The organism is Achromobacter sp. JCM 18799 (genome assembly GCF_055395645.1).
This window is the reverse complement of the sequence record NZ_AP043866.1, coordinates 229,182-254,684: the sequence shown is the minus strand read 5'-3', so window position 1 is coordinate 254,684 and position 25,503 is coordinate 229,182. Positions and strand designations below refer to the sequence as shown.

24 protein-coding genes are annotated in these 25,503 nt (G+C 68.8%); 10 read left to right on the top strand and 14 right to left on the bottom strand.

What is annotated here, in order from left to right; translation table 11 throughout:
* Nucleotides 1-105 precede the first annotated feature (105 nt).
* On the bottom strand, nucleotides 106-1,728 hold the full coding sequence (locus ACZ5YA_RS01460) for an acyl-CoA synthetase (protein WP_464091904.1): 1,623 nt from the start codon (nucleotides 1,726-1,728) through the stop codon (nucleotides 106-108).
* A 124-nt stretch (nucleotides 1,729-1,852) separates the two neighbouring features.
* Here ACZ5YA_RS01460 and ACZ5YA_RS01455 point away from each other — a divergent pair, with 124 nt between their 5' ends.
* Nucleotides 1,853-2,578: a TetR/AcrR family transcriptional regulator gene (locus ACZ5YA_RS01455; protein WP_059379347.1), complete on the top strand. Its 726-nt coding sequence runs from the start codon at nucleotides 1,853-1,855 to the stop codon at nucleotides 2,576-2,578.
* Here ACZ5YA_RS01455 and ACZ5YA_RS01450 read toward each other — a convergent pair.
* A complete protein-coding gene (locus tag ACZ5YA_RS01450; RefSeq protein WP_059379346.1) occupies nucleotides 2,542-3,453 on the bottom strand; it encodes an SDR family oxidoreductase in 912 nt (303 codons plus the stop codon). The genes ACZ5YA_RS01455 and ACZ5YA_RS01450 overlap by 37 nt on opposite strands.
* Nucleotides 3,454-3,590: 137 nt before the next feature.
* Here ACZ5YA_RS01450 and ACZ5YA_RS01445 point away from each other — a divergent pair, with 137 nt between their 5' ends.
* Entirely contained in the window at nucleotides 3,591-4,385 is a 795-nt protein-coding gene (locus ACZ5YA_RS01445) for an enoyl-CoA hydratase/isomerase family protein (protein WP_464091903.1), read from the top strand.
* On the opposite strand, the gene ACZ5YA_RS01440 is transcribed toward ACZ5YA_RS01445, so the two are convergent.
* Nucleotides 4,382-5,260 (bottom strand): LysR family transcriptional regulator, encoded by an 879-nt coding sequence (locus ACZ5YA_RS01440; RefSeq protein WP_118934960.1) that lies wholly within the window; start codon nucleotides 5,258-5,260, stop codon nucleotides 4,382-4,384. The two genes, ACZ5YA_RS01445 and ACZ5YA_RS01440, sit on opposite strands and share 4 nt — an antisense overlap.
* 119 nt (nucleotides 5,261-5,379) lie before the next feature.
* Between ACZ5YA_RS01440 and ACZ5YA_RS01435 the strand changes: the two genes are divergently transcribed.
* The 4 genes from ACZ5YA_RS01435 to ACZ5YA_RS01420 all read left to right on the top strand — a co-directional run bounded on the left by ACZ5YA_RS01435 (nucleotide 5,380) and on the right by ACZ5YA_RS01420 (nucleotide 9,553).
* Nucleotides 5,380-6,879: an MFS transporter gene (locus tag ACZ5YA_RS01435; protein ID WP_464091902.1), complete on the top strand. Its 1,500-nt coding sequence runs from the start codon at nucleotides 5,380-5,382 to the stop codon at nucleotides 6,877-6,879.
* A 26-nt stretch (nucleotides 6,880-6,905) separates the two neighbouring features.
* Entirely contained in the window at nucleotides 6,906-8,171 is a 1,266-nt protein-coding gene (locus tag ACZ5YA_RS01430; protein ID WP_419342914.1) for a Zn-dependent hydrolase, read from the top strand.
* Between the two features lie 111 nt (nucleotides 8,172-8,282).
* Entirely contained in the window at nucleotides 8,283-8,618 is a 336-nt protein-coding gene (locus ACZ5YA_RS01425) for a thioredoxin family protein (RefSeq protein WP_042793046.1), read from the top strand.
* Complete coding sequence (locus ACZ5YA_RS01420) at nucleotides 8,615-9,553, top strand: DMT family transporter (RefSeq protein ID WP_118933765.1); 939 nt, start codon at nucleotides 8,615-8,617, stop codon at nucleotides 9,551-9,553. Before ACZ5YA_RS01425 ends, ACZ5YA_RS01420 begins: the two co-directional genes overlap by 4 nt.
* 11 nt (nucleotides 9,554-9,564) lie before the next feature.
* Here ACZ5YA_RS01420 and ACZ5YA_RS01415 read toward each other — a convergent pair whose 3' ends face one another.
* Complete coding sequence (locus ACZ5YA_RS01415; RefSeq protein ID WP_059380251.1) at nucleotides 9,565-10,464, bottom strand: DMT family transporter; 900 nt, start codon at nucleotides 10,462-10,464, stop codon at nucleotides 9,565-9,567.
* Nucleotides 10,455-11,183, bottom strand: coding sequence for a GNAT family N-acetyltransferase (locus ACZ5YA_RS01410; RefSeq protein ID WP_464091901.1), 729 nt, complete (start codon nucleotides 11,181-11,183; stop codon nucleotides 10,455-10,457). The genes ACZ5YA_RS01415 and ACZ5YA_RS01410 overlap by 10 nt, the downstream gene beginning before the upstream one ends.
* A gap of 123 nt (nucleotides 11,184-11,306) precedes the next feature.
* Between ACZ5YA_RS01410 and pdxR the strand changes: the two genes are divergently transcribed.
* Complete coding sequence (gene pdxR, locus ACZ5YA_RS01405) at nucleotides 11,307-12,785, top strand: MocR-like pyridoxine biosynthesis transcription factor PdxR (protein WP_059380253.1); 1,479 nt, start codon at nucleotides 11,307-11,309, stop codon at nucleotides 12,783-12,785.
* Here the strand turns inward: pdxR and ACZ5YA_RS01400 are convergent.
* The 5 genes from ACZ5YA_RS01400 to ACZ5YA_RS01380 are packed head-to-tail and all read right to left on the bottom strand — an operon-like array spanning nucleotide 12,760 to nucleotide 17,596.
* Nucleotides 12,760-13,251 carry a MaoC family dehydratase gene (locus ACZ5YA_RS01400; protein ID WP_251880751.1) on the bottom strand — a complete coding sequence of 164 codons (492 nt, stop codon included), beginning with the start codon at nucleotides 13,249-13,251 and terminating at the stop codon, nucleotides 12,760-12,762. The two genes, pdxR and ACZ5YA_RS01400, sit on opposite strands and share 26 nt — an antisense overlap.
* 7 nt (nucleotides 13,252-13,258) lie before the next feature.
* Nucleotides 13,259-14,443 (bottom strand): beta-ketothiolase BktB, encoded by a 1,185-nt coding sequence (gene bktB, locus ACZ5YA_RS01395; protein WP_464091900.1) that lies wholly within the window; start codon nucleotides 14,441-14,443, stop codon nucleotides 13,259-13,261.
* Nucleotides 14,422-15,324 (bottom strand): SDR family NAD(P)-dependent oxidoreductase, encoded by a 903-nt coding sequence (locus tag ACZ5YA_RS01390; RefSeq protein ID WP_464091899.1) that lies wholly within the window; start codon nucleotides 15,322-15,324, stop codon nucleotides 14,422-14,424. Before ACZ5YA_RS01390 ends, bktB begins: the two co-directional genes overlap by 22 nt.
* A 23-nt stretch (nucleotides 15,325-15,347) precedes the next feature.
* A complete protein-coding gene (locus ACZ5YA_RS01385; RefSeq protein ID WP_464091898.1) occupies nucleotides 15,348-16,604 on the bottom strand; it encodes a CaiB/BaiF CoA transferase family protein in 1,257 nt (418 codons plus the stop codon).
* A 14-nt stretch (nucleotides 16,605-16,618) separates the two neighbouring features.
* Nucleotides 16,619-17,596: a Bug family tripartite tricarboxylate transporter substrate binding protein gene (locus ACZ5YA_RS01380; RefSeq protein ID WP_464091897.1), complete on the bottom strand. Its 978-nt coding sequence runs from the start codon at nucleotides 17,594-17,596 to the stop codon at nucleotides 16,619-16,621.
* Nucleotides 17,597-17,693: 97 nt separating this feature from the next.
* On the opposite strand from ACZ5YA_RS01380, the gene ACZ5YA_RS01375 reads away from it, so the two are divergent.
* Nucleotides 17,694-18,656 (top strand): LysR family transcriptional regulator, encoded by a 963-nt coding sequence (locus ACZ5YA_RS01375; protein WP_223124322.1) that lies wholly within the window; start codon nucleotides 17,694-17,696, stop codon nucleotides 18,654-18,656.
* Here the strand turns inward: ACZ5YA_RS01375 and ACZ5YA_RS01370 are convergent.
* Together ACZ5YA_RS01370 and ACZ5YA_RS01365 are read right to left on the bottom strand one after the other, a co-directional pair.
* Nucleotides 18,627-18,923 carry a hypothetical protein gene (locus ACZ5YA_RS01370; protein ID WP_306633063.1) on the bottom strand — a complete coding sequence of 99 codons (297 nt, stop codon included), beginning with the start codon at nucleotides 18,921-18,923 and terminating at the stop codon, nucleotides 18,627-18,629. The genes ACZ5YA_RS01375 and ACZ5YA_RS01370 overlap by 30 nt on opposite strands.
* Complete coding sequence (locus ACZ5YA_RS01365; RefSeq protein ID WP_059380273.1) at nucleotides 18,923-19,555, bottom strand: LysE family translocator; 633 nt, start codon at nucleotides 19,553-19,555, stop codon at nucleotides 18,923-18,925. Before ACZ5YA_RS01365 ends, ACZ5YA_RS01370 begins: the two co-directional genes overlap by 1 nt.
* Nucleotides 19,556-19,706: 151 nt before the next feature.
* On the opposite strand from ACZ5YA_RS01365, the gene ACZ5YA_RS01360 reads away from it, so the two are divergent.
* Nucleotides 19,707-20,522: a DUF72 domain-containing protein gene (locus ACZ5YA_RS01360; RefSeq protein WP_118933757.1), complete on the top strand. Its 816-nt coding sequence runs from the start codon at nucleotides 19,707-19,709 to the stop codon at nucleotides 20,520-20,522.
* 6 nt (nucleotides 20,523-20,528) lie between these two features.
* Here the strand turns inward: ACZ5YA_RS01360 and gorA are convergent, their stop codons facing one another.
* Nucleotides 20,529-21,887 carry a glutathione-disulfide reductase gene (gorA, locus tag ACZ5YA_RS01355; RefSeq protein WP_059380261.1) on the bottom strand — a complete coding sequence of 453 codons (1,359 nt, stop codon included), beginning with the start codon at nucleotides 21,885-21,887 and terminating at the stop codon, nucleotides 20,529-20,531.
* Between the two features lie 171 nt (nucleotides 21,888-22,058).
* Here gorA and ACZ5YA_RS01350 point away from each other — a divergent pair, with 171 nt between their 5' ends.
* Nucleotides 22,059-22,682 (top strand): LysE family translocator, encoded by a 624-nt coding sequence (locus tag ACZ5YA_RS01350; protein ID WP_251880758.1) that lies wholly within the window; start codon nucleotides 22,059-22,061, stop codon nucleotides 22,680-22,682.
* 7 nt (nucleotides 22,683-22,689) lie between these two features.
* Here ACZ5YA_RS01350 and aceE read toward each other — a convergent pair whose 3' ends face one another.
* Entirely contained in the window at nucleotides 22,690-25,353 is a 2,664-nt protein-coding gene (gene aceE / locus ACZ5YA_RS01345) for a pyruvate dehydrogenase (acetyl-transferring), homodimeric type (RefSeq protein WP_251880760.1), read from the bottom strand.
* Nucleotides 25,354-25,503 lie beyond the last annotated feature (150 nt).

Sequence of the window (25,503 nt, the reverse complement as noted above, 5' to 3'; positions counted from 1 at the left end):
GCCCCAATTGGCATGGGGCCGTATCAATTTGCGCCATCATACTTGCAGCGGCTGGTTGCCCGTCAACCCATCCTCTTGGACGACATTGTCACCGGTTGAGACGGGTCAGGCGTAGCGGCCGTCGCGCAGCTCGCGGCGGATGATCTTGCCGGTGGCGGTCGTCGGCAAACTGGTTACAAAGCGGATCGCGCGCGGATACTCGTGGGCCGCCAGGCGCTTGCGCACGTGGGCCTGCAGCTCCTGCACCAGCGCGTCGCTGCCTTCGTAGCCTGCGTTCAGCACCACATAGGCCATCACGATCTCGGTGCGCTGGGCGTCCGGCACACCCACCACCGCGGCCATGCGCACGGCCGGATGGCCGATCAGGCAGTCCTCGATGGGTCCCGGGCCGATGCGGTAGCCGGCGCTGGTAATGACGTCGTCGTTGCGGCCGACGAAGCGGATGAAACCCTGCGCATCGCGCACGCCCTGGTCGCCGGTCAGCAGGTAGTCGCCCGCGAATTTTTCGGCGGTGGCCTCGGGGTTGTTCCAGTAGCCCAGGAACATGACGGGGTCCGGCCGCAATACGCCGATATTCCCCTCCTGTCCATCCGCCACTTCGACACCACGGTCATCCACAATAGCAACCCGGTGGCCCGGCGCCGCGCGGCCGATGGCGCCAATGCAGGGGTCGAACAGGGACGAGCAGGACGACACCAGCATGTTGCATTCGGTCTGGCCGTAGAACTCGTTGATGGTCACGCCCAGCACGCGCCGGCCCCAGTCTATGAGTTCGGCCCCCAGCGACTCGCCGCCGCTGGCCACCGAGCGCAGCGCCAGCGCGCCGGCGCCGGCCGGCAGCTCGGCGCCGCGCATCATCTTGAGTGCGGTGGGCGGCAGGAAAGTGTGAGTCACGCCATGGCGCGCCATCAGCTCGAAGGCGCTGGCGCCGTCGAACTTCTCGAAGCGGCGCGCCAGCACCGGCACGCCGTGGTGCCAGGACGGCAACAGCACGTCCAGCAGGCCGCCGATCCAGGCCCAGTCGGCCGGCGTCCACATCAGCGCGGCATTCTCCGGGAAGAATTCGTGCGACATCTCCACGCCCGGCAGATGGCCCAGCAGCACCCGGTGCGCGTGCAGCGCACCCTTGGGCTTGCCGGTGGTGCCCGACGTATAGATGATGACGGCCGGGTCGTCGGCCGCCGTCGCCACCGGCGTGTAGTCGTCGGATTCGGTGGCCAGCGCAGCGTGGAAAGGCACGGCGTCGTCCGGGCAGTCCGGGTCGATGCAATAGACCACCTTCAGGTCGGGCAGCCCGGCGCGGATCTCGCGCAGCTTGCGGCAGCCTTCCGCGTCGGTCACCAACGCGGCCGCGCCGCTGTTGGCCAGGCGGTACTGGATCGCGTCCACGCCGAACAGCGTGAACAACGGCACCGCCACCGCGCCCATCTTGTAGACCGCGATATGGGTCACCGCCGTTTCGGGCGCCTGCGGCAGGTAGACGGCGACGCGGTCGCCGCGCTTGACGCCGTGGCGCTCCAGGCTGTGCGCCAGCCGGTTGGACTGGGCCCTGATCTGATCGAAGGTGTAGCGCGATTGCGCGCCGTCGCTCTGCTCGTAGATCAGCGCCAGCCGGCCGCTGCCGTCGGCCCACTTGTCGCAGGCGTCGACGCCGATGTTGTAGGCCGCCGGCACCTGCCATTGGAACTGGGACGCGAGCTGCGCGTAGGAATCGGCTCTGGACAGCATGGTTTGTCTCTGATGTTGTTGTCGAACGCGCCGGCGCCCGGCGCCAGCGATGTAACGTCTTGCCTCAAACTTGACCCTGGCTCAATAATAAGCCCCCGCCCCTCCCCAGCCCACTCCCCGCCGCATGGAAAAAGCCGCCACCGTCCCGATGCGCCGCCCGCCGGCCAGCGCCAAATCCGAACAGCGCATCCGCGACATCCTGCGCGTCGCCCGCCAGGTCTTTTCCGAAGCCGGCTTCCAGGCGGCCACCACCACCGAAATCGCGCAGCGCCTGGGCGTGTCCGAAGCCACCGTGTTCACTTACTTCGGCGGCAAGCGCGAACTGTGCGTGCGGGTGATCAGCGACTGGTACGACGAGATCATCGCCAAGGTCGAGGACAGCCTGCCCCACGTGCACGGCGCGCGGGCCCGGCTGCATTACCTGGTGCATGCGCACCTGCGCCATCTGCTGGCCGAAGGCACCGGGCTGTGCGCCTTCATCCTGTCCGAAGGGCGCGCGCGCAACGACGATTTCGGCGAGGTCTACGCGGAACTGCAACGCCGCTACACCGCGCCGCTGATGGGCATCCTGGCCCAGGGCCAGGCCGACGGCGATATCCGCCGCGACATGCCGCTGCGGCTCTTGCGCTCGGCCGTCTACGGGCCGATGGAGCACGTGCTGTGGGACGCCATCCTGCGCGGCGCGCGGGTGAACGTGGCCGCCACCGCCGACCAGCTGGTCGGCTTTCTGTGGCAGGCGCTGCAACCGCCCGCGCAGGACGCGCTGGCGCTCGCGCAATTCCGCGGCGAAGTACGGGACGCCCTGCATCGGCTTCAATCGTCGGAAAACAAGGACGGCGGCTCGTACTGAGGAAAGCCGTTGTAGGCCTCGCCCCGCTCGGCGGGCGCCAGGGTCCATGAATGGCGGGCGTTGGGCACGCCGCCATCCACCCGGATGACGCTGCCGTTGATGAAGGCGGCGGCCGGCGACAGCAGGAACACCACCGCCGCCGCCAGCTCGGCCTCGGTGCCGAAGCGCTGCAGCGGCACCTTGGTGCGCAATTCGCGCAGCACGGCGCGGTAGTCCTCGTCGTAGCTGTCCATGCCGCTGGAAGCGATCCAGCCCGGCGCCACCGCGTTGACGCGCACGCCCGCATGGCCCCATTCGCAGGCCGCGGTTTCGGTCAGGTTCCAGACGCCGGCGCGGGCCGCGCCCGAATGCCCCATGCCCGGCATGCCGCCCCAGATGTCGGCCAGCATGTTGACGATGGCGCCGCCATGCTGGCGCATGTGCTGGGTATAGACCTCGCGCGACATCAGGAAGGTGCCGTGCAGATTGTTCTGCACCACCGCGTTCCAGCCGTTGTAGCTGATGCGGTCCAGCGGCGCGGGGAACTGGCCGCCCGCGCAATTGAACAAGCCGTCGATGGCGCCATGCCGCGCCAGCGCATCGGAAACCGCGCCGCGCACGCCGGCCTCGTCGCGAATGTCGCAGGCGTGCACGCTGATGCGGCTGGCGGCCTCCGGATAGATGCGGGAGATTTCGTCCTGCGCCGCCTGCAGCTTGTCCAGCTTGCGCCCCACCAGCGCCAGGCCTGCGCCCAGCGACGCCAGCTCGTGCGCGGTGCAGCGGCCCAGGCCGCTGCCGCCCCCGGTCACGACGATGGTCTTGCCTTGATACAGGCCCGGCCGGAATACCGACGCGTAGCGCTGGCCGGCGGCCGCGCCGCCTGCGTTCTGGCTCATGTCTCGCTCCATTATTTTTTTTGAGGATAACTCAATATTTGTTCCGATTCGATGGCCGGAACAGAAATTTCAACCTAGAATCGATCGTTAGTCCCGTTGCTTTGTTGAGCTTGAATCAAGAAAACTGGAGACCAGGAATGACCACGCCTGCCCCGCTGGACATCGCCCACGACGGCCCCATCGCCCGCCTGACGCTGAACCGCCCCGACATGCGCAACGCGTTCGACGACACGCTGATCGCCGCCCTGACCGGCGCCGTGCAGGCTGCGGTGGACGATCCCGCCGTGCGCGTGCTGCTGCTGACCGGCGCGGGCAAGGCCTTCTGCGCCGGCGGCGACCTGAACTGGATGCGCAAAATGGCCACGCTGACCGACGCCGAGAACCGCGCCGACGCGGCCAAGCTGGCCCGCATGCTGCACGCGATCTGGTCCTGCCCCAAGCCCGTGGTGGCCTGCGTCAACGGCGACGCCTATGCCGGCGGCATGGGCCTGGTGTCGGCCTGCGACATCGCCATCGCCGCGGACAGCGCGCATTTCTGCCTGTCGGAAACCCGGCTGGGGCTGCTGCCCGCCACCATCAGCCCCTACGTGCTGCGCGCCATGGGCGAGCGCGCGGCCAACCGGTACTTCCTGACCGCCGAGCGCTTCGACGCCGCGACCGCGTTCCGGCTGGGATTGGTGCACGATATCGCGCCCCTGGCCGAGCTGGCGCAGCGCGCCGAGGCGCTGTGCCACGCCCTGTGCGACAACGGCCCCGGCGCGGTGCAGGCCAGCAAGCGGCTGGTGCGCGATTTCGCCGGCCAGGAGATCGACGCCGCCCTCATCGCCGACACGGTGGAGCGCATCGCCGCCGTGCGCAGCACGGACGAAGCGCGCGAAGGGGTCAGCGCCTTCCTGGAAAAGCGCGAGCCCGCCTGGCGCGCAAAGCGCTAGGCGCCCAGCCGCTCGGCCAGGAAATCCACGAAGGCCCGCAGCTTGGGCAGCGGGTGCCTGCTGTCCGGCCACAGCACGGAAAAGCGGCCACCGGCATCGAGACAGTCGTCCAGCACGGTGGCAAGACGGCCTTCGTCCAAGGCCGCCCGCAGCGCAAAATCGGGCAGATAGGCCAGGCCCAGCCCAGCTTGGGCCGCGCCGATCAACGCCTCCACGCTGTTGAAGCTCAGCGCCGCCGGCGCGGGTGCGACAGGGCCGTCGCGGAACTGCCATGGCTGCACCTGGCCCGTGCCCGGATAGCGATAGGCCAGCCTGGCATGTCCGTCCAAGTCGCCCGGCGCTCGCGGCGTGCCACGCGCGGCCAGATAGGCGGGCGCGCCCGCCACCACGAAGCGGTAAGGCCGCAGCGGCCGCGCCCTCAAGCGCGAATCCGCAAAGTCGCCGCTGCGTATCACCGCGTCCAGCCCCTCTCCGATGACATCGACGATGCGGTCGTTGAAATCCAGTTCCAGCTCGATCTCGGGATAGCGGCGGGTGAACTCGGGCAGCAATGGCAGCAGCAGGCGGTAGCCGATGGCCGGCACGCTGACCCGCAGCCGGCCGCGCGGCGCCTCGCGGCCCCGCGTCACCTCGGCTTCCGCTTCATCCAGTTCGTTCACGATACGCAGGCAGCGCTCCAGGTAGAGCGCGCCCTCTTCGGTCAGGCTGATGCGCCGCGTGCTGCGGTTGAGCAGGCGCACGCCCAGCCTGTCCTCCAGCCGCGCCACGCTCTTGCCCACGGCCGAGGCCGACAGGCCCAGGTGCTCCGCGGCCGCGACATAGCTGCCGCGCTGTGCGGCGTGGACGAAGGCGTGTATTCCGTTCAGGCTGTCCATTTCCGCCCCATTAAGGATTATTTATCCGCTCAGACAGGATATCGGCGGTGTTTTTGTTTCATTGACGCAATTTTATCCTTCATCGACGCCTATCCCGGCTATTCCAACCTGATTCGTCGATGCCTTCTTCTTCCTCAGTTCCTGTCTCCCCGGGCTGGACCGTGCTTGCCGTCTGCACGGCCGCCCTCATCCTGCCCTTGAGCTTTTCCGGCGGCGCGGTCGCCACGCCCGCCATCGGCCGCGACCTGGGCGGCGGCGCCCAGGCGCTCGGCTGGATCACCAACGCCTTCATGCTGAGCTTCGGCAGCCTGCTGATGGCGGCGGGCACGCTGGCCGATGCCTATGGCCGCAAGCGCCTGTTCGTGTCCGGCGTGGCCTTGTTCGCGCTGGTATCGGTTGCGCTGGCGCTCGCTCCCACGGTGGCCTGGCTGGACGGCCTGCGCGCGCTGCAAGGCGCGGGCGCCGCCGCGGCCCTGGCCGGCGGCTCGGCGTCCCTGGCCCACGCCTGCCCGGGCCCGGCGCGCACCCGTGCATTCGGCCTGCTCGGCGCCAGTTTCGGCGCGGGCCTGGCGCTGGGGCCGATGCTGGCCGGCCTGCTGATCGACAGCCTGGGGTGGCGCTCGGTCTTTCTGTCGAGCGCCGCGGTCGGCGCGCTGGCGCTGGCCGTCGCCCTGCCCCGGATGCAGGAATCGCGGGACCCGCAAGCGGGCCCGCTGGACTGGGCCGGCAGCCTGACCTTCACCTGCGCGTTGGCGCTCTTGACCTGGGGCATCCTGGAAACGCCCGCCGCGCGCGACGCGTCGGCGCTCGCCTGGAAGCTGCTGGCGGCGGCGGCGCTGTGCCTGCTGGCCTTCGTGGCAATCGAGCGGCGCGTGCGCCGGCCGATGCTGGACCTGGCGCTGTTGCGCTATCCGCGCTTTGTCGGCGTGCAGATGCTGCCCGTGGCCACCTGCTATTGCTATGTGGTGCTGCTGGTGCTGCTGCCGATCCGCTTCATCGGCATCGAGGGGCGCGGCGAAGCCGGCGCGGGACTGGCGATGGCGGCCCTGTCCGCGCCGCTGCTCTTCATGCCGGCGGTCGCCGTCTGGACCACGCGCTGGATGAGCGCGGGCCGTAGCTGCGCGCTGGGCCTGCTTGCCGCCGCCCTGGGCCTGTATTGGCTCAGCCGCATCGGCGTCGCACAGCCGGCCCAGGCCGCGCTCTGGCCGATGCTGCTGATCGGCGCGGGCACCGGCCTGCCATGGGGCCTGATGGACGGCCTCTCGATGAGCGTCGCGCCGCCCGAGCGCGCGGGCATGGCCGCCGGCATCTTCAGCACCACCCGCGTGGCCGGAGAAGGCATCGCGCTGGCCAGCGTCAACGCCTTGCTGACCTTGTTGGTCGCCCATCGGCTCGGCGCGGATCCAGGCGCCGCCGCGCAATACCTCGCGGCCGGCGACATGGCGCAGGCCCTGGCCCACCTGCCCGGCGCGGGTCCGGCGCTGCTGCGCCAGGTTTATGACGAGGCCTTCCGCCAACTGCTGCACGCGCTGATCGCGATCACCCTGGCCTGCGCCGCCGTGGTGGCGCTGTTCCTGGATGCGCCGCGCAGCCAGACGCTGCAGGCACGCATGCCATAATTCCTGGCGCAATTTCAGGAAGTCTCATGCCACACGCTTTTCCTCCCCTGAACGCCGAGCGCCTCTGGGCCCGCGTCGAAACCCTTTCCCGCTACACCCTGCCCGAGGTCCCCTGGACCCGCCGCGCGTTCTCGCCGCTGTTCGACGAAGCCCGCGCCTGGCTGCGCAGCGAATTCGAGGCCGCGGGCCTCACCACCCGCCTGGACGCCGGCGGCAACCTGATAGGCACGCTGGCCGGGCGCGACCCGGCGCGCAAGCCCATCGCCACCGGCTCGCACTGCGACACCGTGATGGCCGGGGGCCGTTTCGACGGCATCATCGGCGTGCTGGCCGGCATCGAAGTCGCCCACACCTTGCGCGAACAGGGCGTGCAGCTGGAACACCCCTTCGAGGTCATCGACTTCCTGTCCGAGGAGCCCAGCGATTACGGCATTTCCTGTGTCGGCAGCCGCGCACTCTGCGGCCAGCTCACGCCCGACATGCTGGCGGCCCGCAACCCCGAGGGCGAGACGCTGGCGGCCGGCATCGCCCGCATCGGCGGCGACCCCTCGGCGCTGGGCGCGCCGCTGCGCGCTGCCGATGGCACCGCGGCGTTCGTGGAACTGCATATCGAACAAGGTCCGGTGCTGGAAAGCCGCGGCCTGCCCATCGGCGTGGTCACCAACATCGTCGGCATCCGCCGCGTGCTGATCACGGTGGAAGGGCAGCCCGACCATGCCGGCACCACGCCCATGGACATCCGCCGCGACGCCCTGGTGGGCGCGGCCCGCATCATCGATGCCGCCCACCGCCAGGCCAGCGCCGCCAGCGGCAATCCGCATTACGTGGTCGCCACCGTGGGCCGCCTGTCCATGACGCCCAACGCCGCCAACGCGGTGCCGGGCCGCGTCGAACTGACGCTGGAAATGCGCAGCGACAGCGACGCCGTGCTGGACGCCTTCCCCGAGACCCTGATGGCCGGCGTGGCCACGGACCTGACCGCGCTGCGCCTGTCCGCAAGCTTCACGCAGCTGAGCCGCGCGCGGCCCACCGACTGCACGCCGCTGGTGATGGACGCGGTGCAGGCCGCCGCCGACCAGCTGGGCTACGCCTCCATGCGCCTGCCCAGCGGCGCGGGCCACGACGCGGTCTACATGGCGCCCACCGGCCCCATCGGCATGATCTTCATCCCTTGCCTGAACGGCCGCAGCCACTGTCCGGAAGAATGGATCGAGCCCGCGCAGCTGCTGGACGGCACCCGCGTGCTGTACCAGTCGGTGCTGGAACTCGACCGCAAGCTGCGCGCCGCCTGAGGCCGGGGCGTCCCTGCCAGGTCCGCGGGTATCTCCCGCCCACGGGCGGGCCGCTGCCATAATGGGCGCCTCGCGCCGCGACCGGTGCCCCTCTCCCGCCTTGCCCGCCCCATGGAACAGATAGAACTCAACGACAGCACCGCCGACCGCTACCTGCTGGACGCGCCCGGGCTGTCCCTGCTGGTCTTCCACAGCCGCACCTGCGGCACCTGCCGCATCGCCCGCGAACAACTGCCGCAGCTGGAGCTGCCCGTGGAACGCGTGTGCTGGGTCGATGCCGGCGACAACCGCGGCCTGGTCGAACGCTACGAAGTCTTCCACCTGCCCGCCATGTTCGTGACCCGCGACGGCGCCTTCTTCGGCCCGGTGCAATCGACGCTGGCGGAATGGGACCTGCGCCAGCAGATCGGGCTGGCCCTGGACAGCTACCCCGCCGAACTGCCGTGAGCGCCGCCAAGCCCCTGCGCCAGCCGCTGGACGGACTGGCGACCGGCGCCATGCTGCTCTTGTGCGTCTGCTGGGGCTTCCAGCAGATCGCCATCAAGCTGGTGGCCGCGGACGTGTCGCCCATCATGCAGATCGGACTGCGCTCGACGTTCGCGGCGCTGGTCCTGGCTGTGGCAGTGTGGCGACGCGAAGGCCTGCGCGCCGTCATGGACGGCACGGCGCTGCCCGGCCTGATCGTGGGCCTGCTGTTCGCCGGGGAATTCCTGTTCGTCGCGCAGGGCCTGGTCTACACCACCGCCTCGCACATGTCTGTGTTCCTCTACACCGCGCCCATCTTCGCCGCGCTGGGGCTGCACTGGCTGCTGCCCGAAGAACGCCTCAAGCCGCTGCAATGGGTCGGCGTGGCCATCGCCTTCTGCGGCATCGCCGTGGCCTTCCTGGGCAAGGGCCAGCCCGCGGGCTCCGACGCCGCTCCCAACATGCTGCTGGGCGATGCGATGGGACTGCTGGCCGGCCTGTTCTGGGGCGCCACCACCGTGGCGATCCGCAAGACCTCGCTGTCCGAAGCCGCGCCCGCCAAGACGCTGTTCTACCAGATGGCGGTCGCGGCCATTACCCTGCTGGCATACGCCGCGGCCACCGGCAACGCCGGTTTTCGTTATACGCAGGCGGCGGTGTTAAGCGTCGCCTTCCAGTCCGTGGTGGTGGCCCTGTCCAGCTATCTGGCCTGGTTCTGGCTGCTGCGCCGCTACCTGGCTTCGCGCCTGTCCGTCCTGTCGTTCATGACGCCGCTGTTCGGCGTGAGCTTCGGCGTGCTCATCCTGGACGAACCGCTGGACGCCGGCTTTGTGTTGGGCGCCCTGCTGGTGCTGGCCGGCATCACCCTGGTGAGTGGCGCCGAACTGCTGCGCGAGAAGCTGCGGCGCGCACGCTGAACCGCCCGCGCCTATGGCCTGGATCGCGGCGCGGGCGCCGCGCCCAGGTTCAGCACGATCAGCGCGGCGCCGCCCAGCACCAGGGCGAACCCCCACCAGTCCAAAGCCGCGGGCCGGTCGCCCACCAGCGCCATCGCGCCCAGCACTCCCACCACCGGCACCATCAATGTGGTCAGCGCGGCCACCGTGGCGCTGACGCGCTCGCTCAGCACGAACCAGAGCCAGTACGCGACGGCGGTGCCCAGGATGATGTGGAACGACAATGCCGCCACCACGCGGCCGTTCCAGCCCTGCGTGGGAAACGATTCGCCCGCGATCAGCATGCCGCCCAGCGCGCAGGCCGCACCCACCGCCAACTGCCAGGCCGTGACGACGATGCGGTCGCCGGCCACCGGCCAGCCCTTCAGGTAGACCGTGCCGGCAGCCCAGCCGAAGGCCGCCACCAGCGGAAACACCAGGCCCTTGGCCGCGGCCGCGTCGTGTTCGCCGAAGACCGCGCGCAGCACCGGCCAGGCCAGGATGGACACTCCCGCCGCGCCCAGCAGCAGCGCCAGCGCCCGGCGCCGGTCCAGGCGTTCGCCCAGTACCGCCCAGGCCAGCAGGGCCGACATCATGGGCATGGTGAAGGTCAGCACTGCCGCGCGCGAGGTACTGGTGCTGAGCTGCGCCCAAGCCACCAGCAGGTTGAAGGCCGCGACGGCAAGCAAGCCGCCCACGATGATGCCGCGCCACGACTCGCGCGGCGGCAGCAAGCTGACCCGCTTGGCGCGCGCCAGCAGCAACAGCAATACCGCGCCGCTGCCCAGGCCGAGCAGGCGCAGCGTGAACGGCGGGAAGATCGACAGGATGATCTTCACCGCCGGCCAGTTCAGGCCCCAGAACAGGGCCAGCGCAATCGGGATCAGGCGCACGCGGCGCGCGCCTCGGCCGTCAGCTCGGACAGGCCCTGGCGCTGGCGCCCTTGCGCGTCGAAGTTGTCGGGGCTCAGCCAGCGTTCATAAGCGGCGCGCAGCGCGGGCCAGTCGCCGTCGACCATCGCGAACCAGGCCGTGTCGCGGCTGCGGCCCTTGTACACCGTGGCCTGGCGGAAGATGCCCTCGAACTGGAATCCGAGGCGGGCGGCGGCCGCGCGCGACGGCGCGTTCAGGCTGTCGCACTTCCATTCGTAGCGGCGATAGCCCAGCTCATCGAAGGCGCGGCGCATCAGCAGGAACTGGGCCTCGGTGGCGATGCGGGTGCGCTTGAGCTGGCACGAGAACGACACGAAGCCGACTTCGATCGCGCCGTTGGCCGGGTCGATGCGCATCAGCGCCAGCGTGCCAATGGCGCGGCCCGTTTCCAGGTCGATGATGGCGTGGTGCAAGGGGTCGTTGCCGGCCTGCGCCTTCTCGGCGAATTGGCGGTAGGCCGCCAGGTCTGCGAACGGCCCCACCGACATATAGGTCCAGTCGCTGTCATCCGGCGCCTGGCTGAACGCGTGATACAGATCCTCGGCGTGGCGCTCGGCCGACAGCGGCTCCAGCCGGCAATAGCGGCCGACGACGGGCGTCAGGGGCGGACGCGGGCGCGTGGTCCAGCCCGTCATGTCCGGGCCAATGGGTTGCTGGTAGGCGTTGACGCGGGGTTGCATGCTACGGGGCCTCTTCAGGTTGGCGCGCCGCCCGAAGGGACGGACGCAGTACGCATGCCCTCACGATATCGGAATCGTGGCATCATAAAAAGCACCACGATCCCGAATTTTAATAGGGCCAAGATGAACACCCCCGCCCTGCTGTCCAGCCCGCTCACGCGCGGCCCCGGCGCGCTGCCACGCCAGCGCCAGCTGATCCAGCGCCTCAAGCAGGCCATCCTGGCCGGCCAACTGCCGGCGGGCGGCAAGCTGCCTTCGTCGCGCGCCCTGTCCGAGGAACTGGCCATCTCGCGCAACACGGTGCTGATCGCCTACGAGCAACTGACGGCCGAAGGCTACGTGATCGCCGACCGCCAGGGCACGCGGGTCGCGCCCCTGTCGGCCGCCGCGGCCATCGCCGCCAAGCGCGCGACACCGCCCACGGACCAGCCCTCGCTGACGGCCAAGCGGCTGACGCGCATCGTCTCCACGCGCTACGCCCATGACGGGTCGCTGCCCATGACGCCCGGCACCCCGGCGCTGACGCAATTCCCAATAAGCGCCTGGCGCCGCGCGCAGGACCACGCGCTGCAAGCGGCGCCCGCCACCGCCCTGGGCTACGGCCATCCGGTAGGCGAACCCGCCCTGCGCGAAGCCATCGCCCAATACCTGCGCGTGTCGCGCGGCGTGCGCTGCGACGCCTCGCGCATCGTCATCACCGAAGGCGCCCAGGGCGCGCTGGCGCTGTGCGTGCAGCTGCTGACCAACCCCGGCGACACCGCCTGGCTGGAAGACCCCGGCTACCGCGGCGCCAAGTCCGCCTTCCATGGCGGCGACCTGGACGTGGTGGCCATGCGCGTCGACGCGGACGGCATCGTGATCCCCGAAAGCGCCTGGCAGGAACGTCCGCCCCGCCTCATCCAGACCACGCCGTCGCACCAGTACCCCACGGGCGCGGTGCTGTCCTTGCCGCGCCGCCTGGGCCTGATCGAACGCGCCCGCCAGGCCGGCGCCTGGATCATCGAAGACGATTACGACAGCGAATTCCGCCATCAAGGCGAACCCATCGCCGCGATGCAAGGCCTGGTCGAAGACGCGCCGGTGCTCTACGTGGGCACCTTCAGCAAGACCATGTTCCCGGCGCTGCGCCTGGGCTTCCTGGTGCTGCCCGAAGCCATCGCCGCGCAGGCAATGCCGTCCATCATCGAGATGCTGCGCGGCGGCCACCGGCTGGAACAGCTGACCATGGCGGCCTTCATGGAAAACGGCCAGTTCTCGCGCCACCTGGGCCGCATGCGGCGCCTGTACCGCGAACGCCAGGGAGCGCTGCGCGAGGCGCTCGCGGCGCATCTGGGGATCGAACACGAGGTCCTGGGCGGACATTCCGGGCTGCATCTGACGGTGCGCCTGCCTGCCGCGTACCCCGACCGGGAGATCGTGGAGCAGGCACGCAAGATCGGCATGAATCCGGGCGCGTTGTCGTCGTTTGCGGTGGCGCCGCGGGCGGAGGACAACGGCCTGGTGATCGGATACGGCAACACCGGGGCCGAGCGGTTCGCGGGCCTGGTGCGCAGGCTCCGCGACGTGACGCTGGGCCTCAAGGGCTCCCGTAGCGGACCATGATCAGCCAGTCGGCGTGCACCGACGGCCTGGGCGTCCCCTCGGCCTGGATCGCGACCTTCCAGGCGCAGCGAGCCACGCCTGTGCCGTTCTCCACGACCTCGGCCAAGGAAAAGCTGGCGGCCACGCGCGTGCCGGAAACCACCGGCGCGGTGAAGCGGACCTTGTCGAATCCGTAGTTCAGCAACATCGCCGCGCCCGGAAAGGCGATGCAGCTGTTCTGCCAGTGCGTCAGCAGCGACAGCGCCAGAAAGCCATGCGCGATGGTGTCGCCGTAAGGGGATTCCGCCTGCGCGCGCAACCGGTCCACATGGATCCACTGCGTATCGAGCGTGACCTGCGCGAACCGGTCGATCATGCCCTGATCGATCAGCAGCGCATCGGAAACAATGGGAGGCTGCCCCACGGCGTCCAGCAAAGACTGGACCGAGCCGAACGGCAGCGGAGAGGCAACAGGATTGTGTGTCATGGCGGCTTCAGATGCGTTCGAAAATTGCGGCGATGCCCTGCCCGCCGCCTATGCACATGGTGACCAGCGCATACCGTCCGCCAATGCGCTCGAGTTCGTGCAAGGCCTTGACCGCGATAATCGCGCCCGTGGCGCCCACCGGATGCCCCAACGCGATGCCCGACCCGTTGGGATTGACCTTGGCCGGATCCAGATCCAGTTCGCGCGCCACCGCGCAGGCCTGCGCCGCGAAGGCCTCGTTGGACTCGATCACATCCATATCGGCGGCGGACAAGCCCGCTTTGGCCAGGGCGCAGCGCACGGCGGGAACCGGGCCCATGCCCATGTAGAGCGGGTCCACGCCGGCATGGGCATAGGCAAGCAGGCGGGCCATGGGACGCGCGCCACGGGCCAGCGCCTCAGAACGTTCCATCAGCACCAGCGCGGCCGCGCCGTCATTGATGCCGGACGAGTTGCCCGCCGTGACCGTGCCATCGTCGGAAGAAAATACGGGTCTGAGGGCGGCAAGCTCCGACGGCGCGATATCGGCGCGGACGTGCTCGTCCCGCGCGAACACGACGGGCTTGCGGCCGGGTGTCGTGACGGCCACGAGCTGCGCGTCGAAGCGGCCTTCGGCCGCGGCGCGCGCGGCGCGGCGGTGGCTCTCCAGCGCCAGCGCATCCTGCGCGTCCCGCGTAATGCCGTAGCGCCTGGCGACGTTTTCCGCCGTGACGCCCATGTGGATGCGGTGGAACGGATCATGCAAGGCGCCCAGCAGCATATCGGTCATCGGCGCATCGCCCATGCGCGCGCCAAAGCGCAGCGCCGATGTGGCGTACGGCGCGCGCGACATGCTCTCGGCGCCGCCCGCCACCGCGACCTTGCAGTCACCAAGCAGGATGGATTGCGCCGCGGAAACGACCGCCTGCAATCCCGAACCGCACAAGCGGTTGACGTTGAATGCCGGCGTGCCGTCGGCGCAACCGGCCTCGATCGCCGCCACCCGGGACAGGTACAGGTCACGCGCTTCGGTGGTGATGACCTGGCCGAAGCAGACGTGCTCGACCTGCGCAGGCGCAAGGCCTGCGCGCGCCACGGCGGCCTTCAGCACCTCGGCGGCCAGCGCCGTGGGCGGGACGTCCTTCAAGCTCTTGCCGAAACTGCCGATGGCCGTGCGCACGCCCGACAGGACTACAACTTCTCGGTTTCGCATGCCTGGGCCTTGGCGATCTCGTGGCGCAACTGGTCGAAACCAGTGGCGGGAACGGTTTCTTGCGCGCGGTCGGAAACCTCGTCCAGGCGGTCGATCAGTGCCTGGGCGGACAAGTCCGCGCCGTTCAGGTGGATACCGCGGGTCATGGTGATGTGGGCCTGCTCGAAACTGCCCGCGCCCGCCATCAGGATGGTCCGGGTCGGCGCGTTTTCCGTCACCAGGGCAACCAGGGCGGGACTGACCGAGCCCGGCGTCAACAAGGCCAGCGCCTGCTCGTCGAGCAGGCCTTCGGTCATGGCCGTGGCAGCCGTCGGCGCCAGGCAATTCACGCGCACGCCGTAGCGTTCCCCTTCAAGGGCCAGGGTCTGCATCAGGCCGACCAGCGCCATCTTCGCCGCGCCGTAATTGGCCTGGCCGAAGTTGCCGTAAAGCCCGGAGGACGACGTGGTCATGACGATGCGGCCGTAGTTCTGTTCACGCATGGCGTTCCACACCGCCTGGGTGCAGTGCACCGCGCCCATCAGATGGACTTCCATCACGAGCCGGAAGTCCTCCAGGCTCATCTTGGCAAAGGTCTTGTCGCGCAGGATGCCCGCGTTGTTGACCAGGATGTCGACGCGCCCCCATTTTGCGATGGCCGCCTGCACCATCGCCTCGACCTGCTGCGGCTGGGTCACGTCGGCGCCATGCGCCATGGCATCCCCGCCTGCCGCGCGGATCGCGTCCACCACGGCCTGGGCCGGCGCGTCCGGCTGGTCCGCGCCCATGTCGTTGACCAGCACCTGGGCGCCGTGCTGCGCAAGCTCCAGCGCATGCGAGCGGCCCAATCCACGCCCGGCTCCGGTCACGATGGCGACGCGGCCTTGCAAAAGTTGAGTCATAGAGTCTCCGGATGAATGGTTGTTCAGGGGATCAGGGGAAGCGCGGTGTCGGCCTGGGTCCGCAGGACGCCGGCGCGCTCGAGCTCGGCAATCGCGGCGTCGTCCAGGCCCACTCGCCTGAGCACCTCGCGCGTACCCTCGCCCAGCGCGGGAGCACCTGCCTTGGTCGGACCGCCGTCCTGCTCGAAGGCAAAGCCTAGCCCATGCGTGCGCAGTTCGCGTCCACCCTGGTGAAAACGATGATCAGGCAGGCTCACGCAGCCGGTGACGTCCGCCTCGTCGAGGAACTCCTCGAGCTTTCTCACCTTGGCCGCTGGCACGCCGGCCTGGCTGAGCAGGTCCTCGAGCTGCGCGGCGCTGCGGGTCGAAAACGCGGCTCTCAACTGTTGCACCACGTACTCGCGGTCGTTCGGCACCACGAATCCGTTGGGCAGGTTGAAGGCTTCCAGATCCAGCGCCCTGGCGTCGCCGCATAGTGCTTCCACCCCAATGGCGGCGGTGAGCTTGCGGAATTGTTCCGGCGTGTTCGCGGCCACCGCCAGCCAGCCGTCGGCGCAGCGGTAGGTGTCGGCGGCGGGACTGCCGGTGTAGCCCCGATTGCCGACCCTGCGCGTCGGCGTGCCGTCGCTCAGGTAGGCGCAGGTATTGGTGTACATCAGCGCCAGCGAGGCCTGGACCATGGACGCGTCGATGTACTGGCCGGAGCCTTCGCGCAACCTGCGGTGCAGCGCCGACACGATGGACAACGCGCCCAGCATGCCCACCGCCACGTCGATCACCGGGAAACCCACTTTCAGCGGCGGCGCGTCGTCACCCTCGCCCGACATCATCATCATGCCGGTCATCGCCTGGACCACGTGGTCGTAGGCCCCGCGCTGCGACCAGGCCCCTTGCTGGCCGAAGCCCGAGATGGAGCAGTACACGATGTCGGGCTTGACCGCCTTGATCGAGGCGTAGTCCAGCCCGTAACGCGCCACCACGCCGGGCCTGAAGTTTTCGATGAACACATCGGCCGAGGCGGCCAGCGAGCGCAGCAAGTCCGCCCCCTGCCGGGTCCGGATGTCCAGCGCCAGCGATTGCTTGCCGGCGTTGATGGCCGCGAAGCCGGTGGGCGTGTCGGTGTCGACGCCGTTCTTCATCGAGCGCAGGACTTCGCCCGCCAGCGGCGGTTCGACCTTGATGACTTCGGCGCCCAGCTGCGCCAGATAGAAGGAAGCGAGAGGACCGGCGATCACGTGCGACAGGTCGAGCACGCGTACGCCTTCGAGAGGCTTGGCCATAAATTTCCTGCGGATCAGCCGGCGGCGATGCCGGTCAGTTTGATGATTTCGGCCCATTTGCGGGCTTCGGCGCGCACGAACGACGCGGCGGCTTGCGGGCTGTCGCTATGCATCACGCTGACGCCGGCCGCCTCGAAATTGCTCTTGACGCCCGGATCCTTGAGCGAAGCCGTGGTCGCGCCATAGAGCTTGTCGACCACCTCGGCGCTCGATTTGCGCGGCAGCCAGAAGGCGAACCAGAATTCCTGGACCGCCAGATCGCTGCCCAGGATCTCCCGCAGCGTGGGCACGCCGGCAAGCTCCGCCATGGGTTCGCGGCTGGTCACGGCCAGCGCGCGCAGCCGGCCGCCCTGCACCTGCGGAACGGCGGTCCCGGCAATAGCGAAGGCGAAATCCGTGTCGCCGCGCAGCAGAGAGGTCGGGATCTCCACCGACCCCTTGAAGGGAACGTGCGTGGCTTCGGCGCCCAGCAGCGTGACGAAGGTCGCGCCGCCCAGATGCGCGGCCGAGCCGATGCCGCCCGAGGCGTAGTTCATCTTGCCCGGTTGCGCCTTCAGGGCGGCGATCAGATCTTGCGCCGTGCGGTAGGGCGACTTGGCAGACACGACCAGCACGCTGGGCGAGGCGCCGATTACCGTCACCGGCAGAAAGTCCTGCTCGGGATCGAACATCAGGCTGGGCTGCAGCGCTTTCTGGATCAGGTGCGAGTTGGATCCCAGCAGCACGGTGTAGCCGTCGGGCGCGGCCTGGGCCACGTATTGGGCGGCCAGCACGCCGCCCGCGCCCACCTTGTTCTCCACCACGATGGGCTGACCCATGCTGGCGCTGAGCACCGGGCCGAATTGGCGCACCATGATGTCGGGCCCGCCGCCTGCGGCATAGGGAACGACGACGCGCACGGCCCGCGACGGATAGCTCTCTGCGGCGTTCGCCATGGCACGGAACATCATGCCGGCGCCGAGGGCGCCCAGGCAAAAAGTACGGCGTTGCATGTTGTCTCCTTGTTATGCGGGCAGGATAGGCGATCGCAGTTAATCGAAAAATTGATATATTTTGATATAGCGATAACTTTCAGTTCTATACCCACCCATGACCGGCGCCATCGAACCCGACCATCTGGTATCCAAGCTGCGCTTCCGCCATCTGCGCATGCTGCAGGTCGTGCAGGGAACGGGCAGCCTGCGGGCCGCGAGCCAGGCGCTCAATCTGACGCAACCCGCGCTCAGCAAGGCGCTGACGGAAGTCGAAAGCGCGTTCGGCTTTGCCTTGTTCCTGCGCACCGCGCGCGGCCTGAAACCGACCGCGCAAGGAGAGGTGGTGCTGCGCGGCGCCGCGCTGTTGCTTGAAGAGCTGGGACATCTGCGCGCCGACGCCCAGACCGCCGATCGCTATGCAGCGAAGATCCGCATCGGCGCGCCTCCCTTCCTCGCGCAGACCTACCTGCGCGGCGTAGTCGAGAAGCTGGTGAACCATGCCAGGCCGATGCGCGTGCAATTGCTGGAGGAGCGCGTGCCCGCCCTGCTCCACGCGCTGGAGCTGGGCGAAATCGACGCGCTGATTTCCACTTTCCCGCTGCAGATGCTGGAATCCGGGGCGGCCGCGTTTCAGTACGTCAAATTGTTTGAAGTGCAGTTCGCGGTGATCGCGGCGGCCAGCCATCCGCTGGTCCGCGCACGGCGCGTGGACTGGACTCGCCTGGCGCGGGAACGCTGGATCATGCCGGCCGAAGGATCCATGGGCCGCAAGCTGATAGAAGACTGCTTCATCCATGCCGGTCTGCCCGCGCCGCTGCCCGTGGTGGAATCAACCAGCCCCACCACCGGCGTGCAGTTCGTCGCCAGCGGCCTGGGCATCGGCATCGTGCCGGACATGGCCCTCATTCGCCACGATGTCGCGCTTGCAGGCGCGGTCAGGCAGATACGCGTGCTTCCGGAACCGCCTTCCAGCGTGGTGGCCTTGATAACCCGGAAGGGACCGGCCAACCCCCGCATCGCCCTCTTGCGGGAAGCGCTGGGAGAGGCGCTAGGCGCCCAGTCCGCCCAGCAGCAGTAGCGCCACGACCAGCCAGAACAGGAAGCCGATGATGGAACGGCGCAGCAGCGCCTTGACCGCGGCCCACAGGCACATCAGCCCCAGCACCAGCAGGATGAAATTGAAGATCGAAGGGCTCATGCCCATTGCGCCGGCCAGCCCCGAGTAGAAATCGCCGAAGGCATGGCCCAGGCCGCCCAGCAGCCACTTCAAGCCCGCGACGACGCTGCGCAGCGCCTCGCCCAGCATGCTGCCCAGGGAAGCGAAGAAACCGTCTTCGGCCTGCATCAGCGGCGATTGTCCATCAGCATGCGCACCGCCAGCCCGGCCAGCACCGTGCCCATCAGCCAGCGCTGCACCACCATCCACAAGGGGCGGCCCGCCAGGAACCCGGCGATGGAACCGGCCATGATGGCGATCAGCGCATTGACCGTCAGGCTGATGGCCACCTGCGTCATGCCCAGCGCCAGCGACTGCGTGAACACGCTGCCGCGTTCGGGCTGGATGAACTGCGGCAGCAACGACACATACATGATCGCGATCTTGGGGTTGAGCAGATTGGTCACCAGCCCCATCGTGAACAGCGTGCGCGGGCTGCTCTTGGGCAGTTCGCGTACCTGGAACGGCGAACGCCCGCCCGGGCGCAGGGCCTGCCAGGCCATGTACAGCAGGTACAGCGCGCCGCCGATGCGCAGCGCGTCATAGGCGTAAGGCACCGCCATCAGCAGCGCCGTGATGCCGAAGGCCGCGCAGAGCACGTAGAAGACAAAGCCGACCGCCACGCCCCCCAGCGAAATCAGACCCGCCTGCGCGCCCTGCGAGATGGAACGGGAGACCAGGTAGATCATGTTGGGCCCGGGCGTGAGCACCATGCCCAGGGCAACCAGGGCGAACGTCATCAGATGGGTAAGGTCGGGCATGATGGGCCGGCGCGAGGCCGCGCGGAAAGTGGAAACGTGAATCCACACCTTAGCGCAAAACTGTATCGGAACAGCGAACTTCCGGCAGCGGTTTGCGGACCAGTGGCGCCGGCGATACAGTTGTCCGGTTCCCACGCCTGGAGGGCCGGACATGCCGCAAGCGCATCCTCATCCGAAAGACGGCGCCATCCGCATCGGTATCGGCGGCTGGACCTACGCCCCCTGGCGCGGCCTCTTCTACCCCGAAAACCTGCCGCACGCGCGCGAACTGGAATACGCCAGCAGCCAGCTCACCGCCATCGAGATCAACGGCACCTACTACAGCACCCAGAAGCCGGCCACCTTCGCCAAATGGCGCGATGAGACGCCCGAAGGCTTCGTCTTTTCGCTGAAGGCCTCGCGCTACGCGACCAACCGCCGCGAACTGGCGGGCGCCAAGGACTCGATCCACCGCTTCGTGCACAGCGGCATCGCCGAACTGGGTCCGAAGCTTGGGCCCATCGTCTGGCAGTTCGCGCCGACCAAGGCGTTCGATGCGGACGACTTCGCCGCCTTCCTCGCGCTGCTGCCAGACAAGGTGGACGGCTTGCCGCTGCGCCACGTGCTGGACGTGCGCCATGCCAGCTTCGCCTGCGAGGAATACCTGGAACTGGCGCGGCGCCACGGCGCAGCCACCGTCTACACGGATAGCGAGGACTACCCATCCATCGCCGACCGTACCGCCGATTTCGTCTATGCGCGGCTGATGCGCGCCAGTACCGCCTACAAGGCGGGCTACGCGCCCAAGGCGCTGGACGCCTGGGCGGACCGCCTGCGCGGCTGGGCCCGCGGCAGCCACCCGGCCGACCTGCCGCTCGCCGGCGCCCCGGAAAAGACGGCGCGGCCGGGAAATGTCTTCGCGTTCTTCATCAATGGCGCCAAGGAACTCGCGCCGCTGGCGGCGCGCGCCATGATCGAACGCCTGTAGCGCGCCCTATTGGGCGACCGGGGTGCGCAGGGTCACGAACTCTTCGGCCGCCGTGGGATGGATGCCGATGGTCTCGTCGAACACCTGCTTGGTCGCGCCGGCCTTCAGCGCGATGGCGATGCCCTGCACGATCTCGCCGGCGTCCGGACCGACCATGTGCACGCCCAGCACGCGGTCGGTCTTGGCGTCCACGATCAGCTTCATCAGCGTCTTTTCCTGCGACTCGGTCAGCGTCAGCTTCATGGGCCGGAAGCGGCTTTCGAACAGCTTGACCTCGTGCCCGGCGGCGCGCGCCTCTTCCGTCGTCATGCCCACCGTGCCGATGTTGGGCAGGCTGAACACGGCGGTCGGGATCAGCTGGTAGTCGACCTTGCGGTATTCCTCGGGACGGAACAGGCGCCGCGCCACCGCCATGCCTTCGGCCAGGGCCACGGGCGTCAGCGGCACCCGGCCGATCACGTCACCGATGGCCAGGATGGAAGGCTCGGCCGTGCGGTATTCGTCGTCCACCTCGATGAAGCCGCCCTTGCCCAGCTTGACCGCCGTGTTCTCCAGGCCCAGGTTGTCCAGCATGGGCCGGCGGCCGGTGGCGTAGAACACGCAATCGGCCTCGACCACGGAACCGTCCTTCAGGGTGGCGGCCAGCGTGCCGTCGGCCTGCTTGTCGATGCGCGTCACTTCCGAGTTGAAGCGCAGGTCGATACCCTTTTTCACCAGCTCGTCGCGCAGATGCTCGCGCACGCCCTGGTCGAAGCCGCGCAGGAACAACGGGCCGCGGTAGACCTGCGTGGTCTGCGCGCCCATGCCGTTGAAAATGGAGGCGAATTCCACGGCGATGTAGCCGCCGCCCACCACCAGCACGCGGCGCGGCAGTTCCTTCAGGAAGAAGGCTTCGTTCGAGGTGGTGGCGTGTTCCTTGCCCGGAATGTCCGGCACCTGGGGCCAGCCGCCGGTCGCCACCAGGATATGGGCGGCGCTATAGGATTTGCCGTTGATCTCGACCGTGTGCGGATCCAGGATGCGGGCGTGGCCTTCCAACAGGGTCACGCCGCTATTGACCAGCAAATTGCGGTAAATGCCGTTAAGACGCTCGATTTCCCGATTCTTGTTCGCGATCAGCGTGGGCCAGTCGAAACTGGGCTCGCCGGCGCTCCAGCCGAAACCGCGGGCCTGCTCGAAGTCCTCGCTGTAATGCGCGCCATAGACCAGCAGTTTCTTGGGCACGCAGCCCACGTTCACGCAGGTGCCGCCCAGGTAGCGGCTTTCCGCCACCGCCACGCGCGCGCCGAAGCCCGCGGCGAAACGCGCCGCGCGCACGCCGCCGGAGCCCGCGCCGATCACAAACAGATCAAAATCGAATGCCATGGTGTTTCCTTCGCGTCGCCTTGCGGCGCCGCGTTCACTGTCCGGGAAAGCTGTATTTAACACCACCCGGCGCTGACGCCCGGCCGCGCCCGGTTTGCAGGCGGCCGCGATTGCTATACAGTGGCCCGCAGGCTGGCCGCCGCGCACAGCCCCACCCCTGGAGCAGATCCCATGTCGCTTGAAACCTGGCTGGCCTTCCTGGGCGCGTCCGCCCTGCTCTTGATGCTGCCCGGCCCCACGATACTCACCGTCATCAGCTACTCCATCGCGCAAGGCCGGCGCGCCCGCCTGCCGCTGGTGCTGGCGGTGGCGCTGGGCGACTCCACCGCCCTGTTGCTGTCGCTGCTGGGCCTGGGCGCCCTGCTGGCGGCGTCGGCGTTCTGGTTCACGGCGGTCAAGGTCGTGGGCGGCCTGTACTTGCTGTACCTGGGCTTCAAGCTGCTGCGCGCCGGCGTCTCGCCGGCGACGCTGCCCGCCGCCAGCGCCGCGGGCTCGCGCTGGAAACTGTTCGCCAACACCTATCTGGTGACGGCGCTTAACCCCAAGGGCATCATCTTCTTCGTGGCCTTCCTGCCGCAGTTCATCGATCCGGCGGGCGACGTGACGCGCCAGCTCTGGATCCTGTCGGCCACCTTCGTCGCCTGCGCCGGCATCAATGCCACGGCCTACGCCATCTTCGCCGGGTCGGCCCGGCGCCTGCTGGCCTCGCCCCGCGCGCAGCGCGGCTTCAACCTGGGCGGCGGCGCCCTGCTGTCCGCCGCCGGGATCTGGGCCTTGCTGGCGCGGCGCGTCTAGCCTGCCCCTAGGGCCGCGCCGCGGACACGGCCTCCGGGTCGATGCCGTAGCGGGCGATGGCGTCCGCCGCGCAGTCGCGCGGCATCAGCCCGTCGTCCGCCAGCGCCTTCAGGGCCGCCAACGCGATGTGATGCTGGTCCACCTCGAAGTAGGCGCGCAAGGCCGTCCGCGTGTCGGACCGGCCAAAGCCGTCGGTGCCCAGCGTGACGTAACGGCGGTCCTGCATGAACGGGCGTATCTGTTCGGCCACCGTCTTCATGTAGTCGGTGGCCGCCACCACCGGCCCCTCGCTGTCCGCCAGGACCGTTTCCGCGTAGCCGCGGCGCCTGCCCTCCAGCGGATGCAGGCGGCTCCAGCGTTCTGCCTCCTGGCCGTCGCGGCCCAGTTCCGAATAGCTGGTCACGCTCCAGACGTCGGCCGCCACGCCGAAGTCCTGACGCAGCAGATCGGCCGCCGCCAGCGTTTCGCCCAGGATGGCGCCGCTGCCCAGCAACTGCACCCGCAACGCGCCATCGCCACCGTCGCGCAGGCGGTACATGCCGCGCAGGATGCCTTCCTCGGCGCCTTGCGGCATGGGCGGATGCGCGGTCTTCTCGTTGATCAGCGTCAAGTAGTAGAAGACGTCTTCTTCGTCCTGGTACATGCGGCGCATGCCGTCCTGCACGATCACCGCGATCTCGTAGGCGTAGGCCGGGTCGTAGGCCACGCATGAGGGGATGACCGAAGCCAGCACGTGGCTGTGGCCGTCGTCATGCTGCAGGCCCTCGCCTTCCAGCGTGGTGCGTCCGGAGGTCGCGCCCAGCAGGAAGCCGCGCGCGCGGATGTCGCCCGCCGCCCAGGCCAGGTCGCCCACGCGCTGGAAGCCGAACATGGAATAGAAAATGTAGAACGGAATCGTCGCCACGCCGTGCGTGCTGTGTGCGGTGGCGGCCGCGATCCACGAGGCCATCGCGCCCGATTCGTTGATGCCTTCCTGCAGGATCTGGCCGCGCCGGTCTTCGCGGTAGACGCTCAGCTGGTCGGCGTCCTGCGGCGTGTACAGCTGCCCCACGTGCGAATAAATGCCCACCTGCCGGAACATGCCGTCCATGCCGAAGGTGCGCGACTCGTCGGGCACGATGGGCACCACGCGCTGGCCGATGGCCGGGTCCTTGAGCAATTGCGCCAGCACCCGCACGAAGGCCATGGTGGTCGAGAACTCGCGGCCGTCGCTGCCCTTCAGGTGCGCGGCGAAAGCCTCCAGCGGCGGCGTGGCCAACGGGCCGGGCCCGGCCGGCCGCCGCGGCAGATGGCCGCCCGCGCGCGCGATCGCGGCGTCGAAATAGGTACGTTCGGCGCTGCCGGGCGCGGGCTTGATGTAGGGAATCTGTTCCAGCAGATCGTCGGGGACCGGGATGGAGAAGCGGTCGCGAAAGGCGCGCACCGCCGGGTCCGCCATCTTCTTCTGCTGGTGGTTGGTGTTGGCCGCCTCGCCCGCCGCGCCCATGCCATAGCCCTTGACGGTCTTGGCCAGGATGACGGTGGGCTGGCCGCGATGGGCCAGCGCCGTGGCGTAGGCGGCATAGATCTTGGCCGGATCGTGGCCGCCACGGTTCAGCGCGCCGATCTCCTCATCGCTCAGGTGCGCCACGCGCTCCAGCAGCACCGGGTCCGCGCCGAAGAAATGTTCGCGCACGTAGGCGCCGCCGCGCGCCTTGAACACCTGGTACTCGCCGTCCACGCACTGCATCATGCGCCGGCGCAGGCGGCCGTCGTGGTCCTGGGCCAAGAGCGCATCCCAGCCGGCTCCCCAGATCACCTTGATGACGTTCCAGCCGGCGCCGCGGTACACGCTTTCCAGTTCCTGGATGATCTTGGCGTTGCCGCGCACCGGGCCGTCCAGGCGCTGCAGGTTGCAGTTCACCACGAAGATCAGGTTGTCCAGTTTTTCGCGCCCGGCCATCGCCACCGCCGCCAGCGTCTCCGGCTGGTCCTGTTCGCCGTCGCCCAGAAAGCCCCATACCTTGCGGCCCTGCGCGGGGATCAGCTCGCGGTCTTCCAGGTAGCGCATGTAGCGCGCCTGGTAGGCGGCCATCAGCGGCCCCAGGCCCATCGACACGGTCGGGAACTGCCAGAACCCGGGCATGGTGCGCGGATGCGGATAGGACGCCAGTCCGCCGCCGGCCGTCTCGCGCCGGAAGCGGTCGAGTTCTTCCTCGGAAATGCGGCCTTCCAGATAGGCGCGCGCATAGATGCCGGGCGCGGAGTGGCCCTGGATGTACAGCATGTCACCCAGAAAATCCGGCGTGGCCGCGCGGAAGAAATGGCGAAAGCCGGTTTCGTACAAGGTCGTGGCCGAGGCGTAGGTCGCGATGTGTCCGCCCACGCCCGAGGTCTTGCCCGCGCGCAGCACCATGGCCATGGCGTTCCACCGCAGATAGGCGTCCAGCCGCAGCTCGATGCCCATGTCGCCCGGGAACAGCCCCTGGTCCGCCGGCCGGATGGTGTTCACGTAGGGCGTGGCGTTCGGCGCGGCGTAGCCGCCGTGGCCGGCGCGGTCCTGGCCGATCAATTGGTCCAGCAAGTAGTGGGTGCGTGGCCGGCCCTCGTGGGCCAGCACGGCCTGCATGGCCTCCAGCCATTCCTGGGTTTCCTGCGGATCGGCGTCGGTCGGTTCTATCGGGGTGTCCATGGCGTCCTCCTGGTGGGCGCGAAGGCGGCATCCCGGTGTACGGCCGCCGTCATTTCGCATCGTGAATTGCAATTGCATCATGTGCAATTGCAATCGTATGGAGGATTCTTAATAATTGCAAGTGCAACTATTAATCCGCCCGCCCGCCGC

What these genes read in the sequence shown, in the direction of transcription:
- ACZ5YA_RS01370 (WP_306633063.1), bottom strand. Translation starts at nt 18,923, where the DNA reads ATGCAGGCCGAAGACGGTTTCTTCGCTTCCCTGGGCAGCATGCTGGGC.
- ACZ5YA_RS01360 (WP_118933757.1), top strand. Translation starts at nt 19,707, where the DNA reads ATGCCGCAAGCGCATCCTCATCCGAAAGACGGCGCCATCCGCATCGGT.
- ACZ5YA_RS01400 (WP_251880751.1), bottom strand. Translation starts at nt 13,251, where the DNA reads ATGACACACAATCCTGTTGCCTCTCCGCTGCCGTTCGGCTCGGTCCAG.
- aceE (WP_251880760.1), bottom strand. Translation starts at nt 25,353, where the DNA reads ATGGACACCCCGATAGAACCGACCGACGCCGATCCGCAGGAAACCCAG.
- bktB (WP_464091900.1), bottom strand. Translation starts at nt 14,443, where the DNA reads ATGCGAAACCGAGAAGTTGTAGTCCTGTCGGGCGTGCGCACGGCCATC.
- ACZ5YA_RS01410 (WP_464091901.1), bottom strand. Translation starts at nt 11,183, where the DNA reads ATGCAACCCCGCGTCAACGCCTACCAGCAACCCATTGGCCCGGACATG.
- ACZ5YA_RS01385 (WP_464091898.1), bottom strand. Translation starts at nt 16,604, where the DNA reads ATGGCCAAGCCTCTCGAAGGCGTACGCGTGCTCGACCTGTCGCACGTG.
- ACZ5YA_RS01365 (WP_059380273.1), bottom strand. Translation starts at nt 19,555, where the DNA reads ATGCCCGACCTTACCCATCTGATGACGTTCGCCCTGGTTGCCCTGGGC.
- ACZ5YA_RS01350 (WP_251880758.1), top strand. Translation starts at nt 22,059, where the DNA reads ATGTCGCTTGAAACCTGGCTGGCCTTCCTGGGCGCGTCCGCCCTGCTC.
- ACZ5YA_RS01460 (WP_464091904.1), bottom strand. Translation starts at nt 1,728, where the DNA reads ATGCTGTCCAGAGCCGATTCCTACGCGCAGCTCGCGTCCCAGTTCCAA.
- ACZ5YA_RS01445 (WP_464091903.1), top strand. Translation starts at nt 3,591, where the DNA reads ATGACCACGCCTGCCCCGCTGGACATCGCCCACGACGGCCCCATCGCC.
- pdxR (WP_059380253.1), top strand. Translation starts at nt 11,307, where the DNA reads ATGAACACCCCCGCCCTGCTGTCCAGCCCGCTCACGCGCGGCCCCGGC.
- ACZ5YA_RS01375 (WP_223124322.1), top strand. Translation starts at nt 17,694, where the DNA reads ATGACCGGCGCCATCGAACCCGACCATCTGGTATCCAAGCTGCGCTTC.
- gorA (WP_059380261.1), bottom strand. Translation starts at nt 21,887, where the DNA reads ATGGCATTCGATTTTGATCTGTTTGTGATCGGCGCGGGCTCCGGCGGC.
- ACZ5YA_RS01390 (WP_464091899.1), bottom strand. Translation starts at nt 15,324, where the DNA reads ATGACTCAACTTTTGCAAGGCCGCGTCGCCATCGTGACCGGAGCCGGG.
- ACZ5YA_RS01450 (WP_059379346.1), bottom strand. Translation starts at nt 3,453, where the DNA reads ATGAGCCAGAACGCAGGCGGCGCGGCCGCCGGCCAGCGCTACGCGTCG.
- ACZ5YA_RS01440 (WP_118934960.1), bottom strand. Translation starts at nt 5,260, where the DNA reads ATGGACAGCCTGAACGGAATACACGCCTTCGTCCACGCCGCACAGCGC.
- ACZ5YA_RS01380 (WP_464091897.1), bottom strand. Translation starts at nt 17,596, where the DNA reads ATGCAACGCCGTACTTTTTGCCTGGGCGCCCTCGGCGCCGGCATGATG.
- ACZ5YA_RS01430 (WP_419342914.1), top strand. Translation starts at nt 6,906, where the DNA reads ATGCCACACGCTTTTCCTCCCCTGAACGCCGAGCGCCTCTGGGCCCGC.
- ACZ5YA_RS01435 (WP_464091902.1), top strand. Translation starts at nt 5,380, where the DNA reads ATGCCTTCTTCTTCCTCAGTTCCTGTCTCCCCGGGCTGGACCGTGCTT.
- ACZ5YA_RS01425 (WP_042793046.1), top strand. Translation starts at nt 8,283, where the DNA reads ATGGAACAGATAGAACTCAACGACAGCACCGCCGACCGCTACCTGCTG.
- ACZ5YA_RS01455 (WP_059379347.1), top strand. Translation starts at nt 1,853, where the DNA reads ATGGAAAAAGCCGCCACCGTCCCGATGCGCCGCCCGCCGGCCAGCGCC.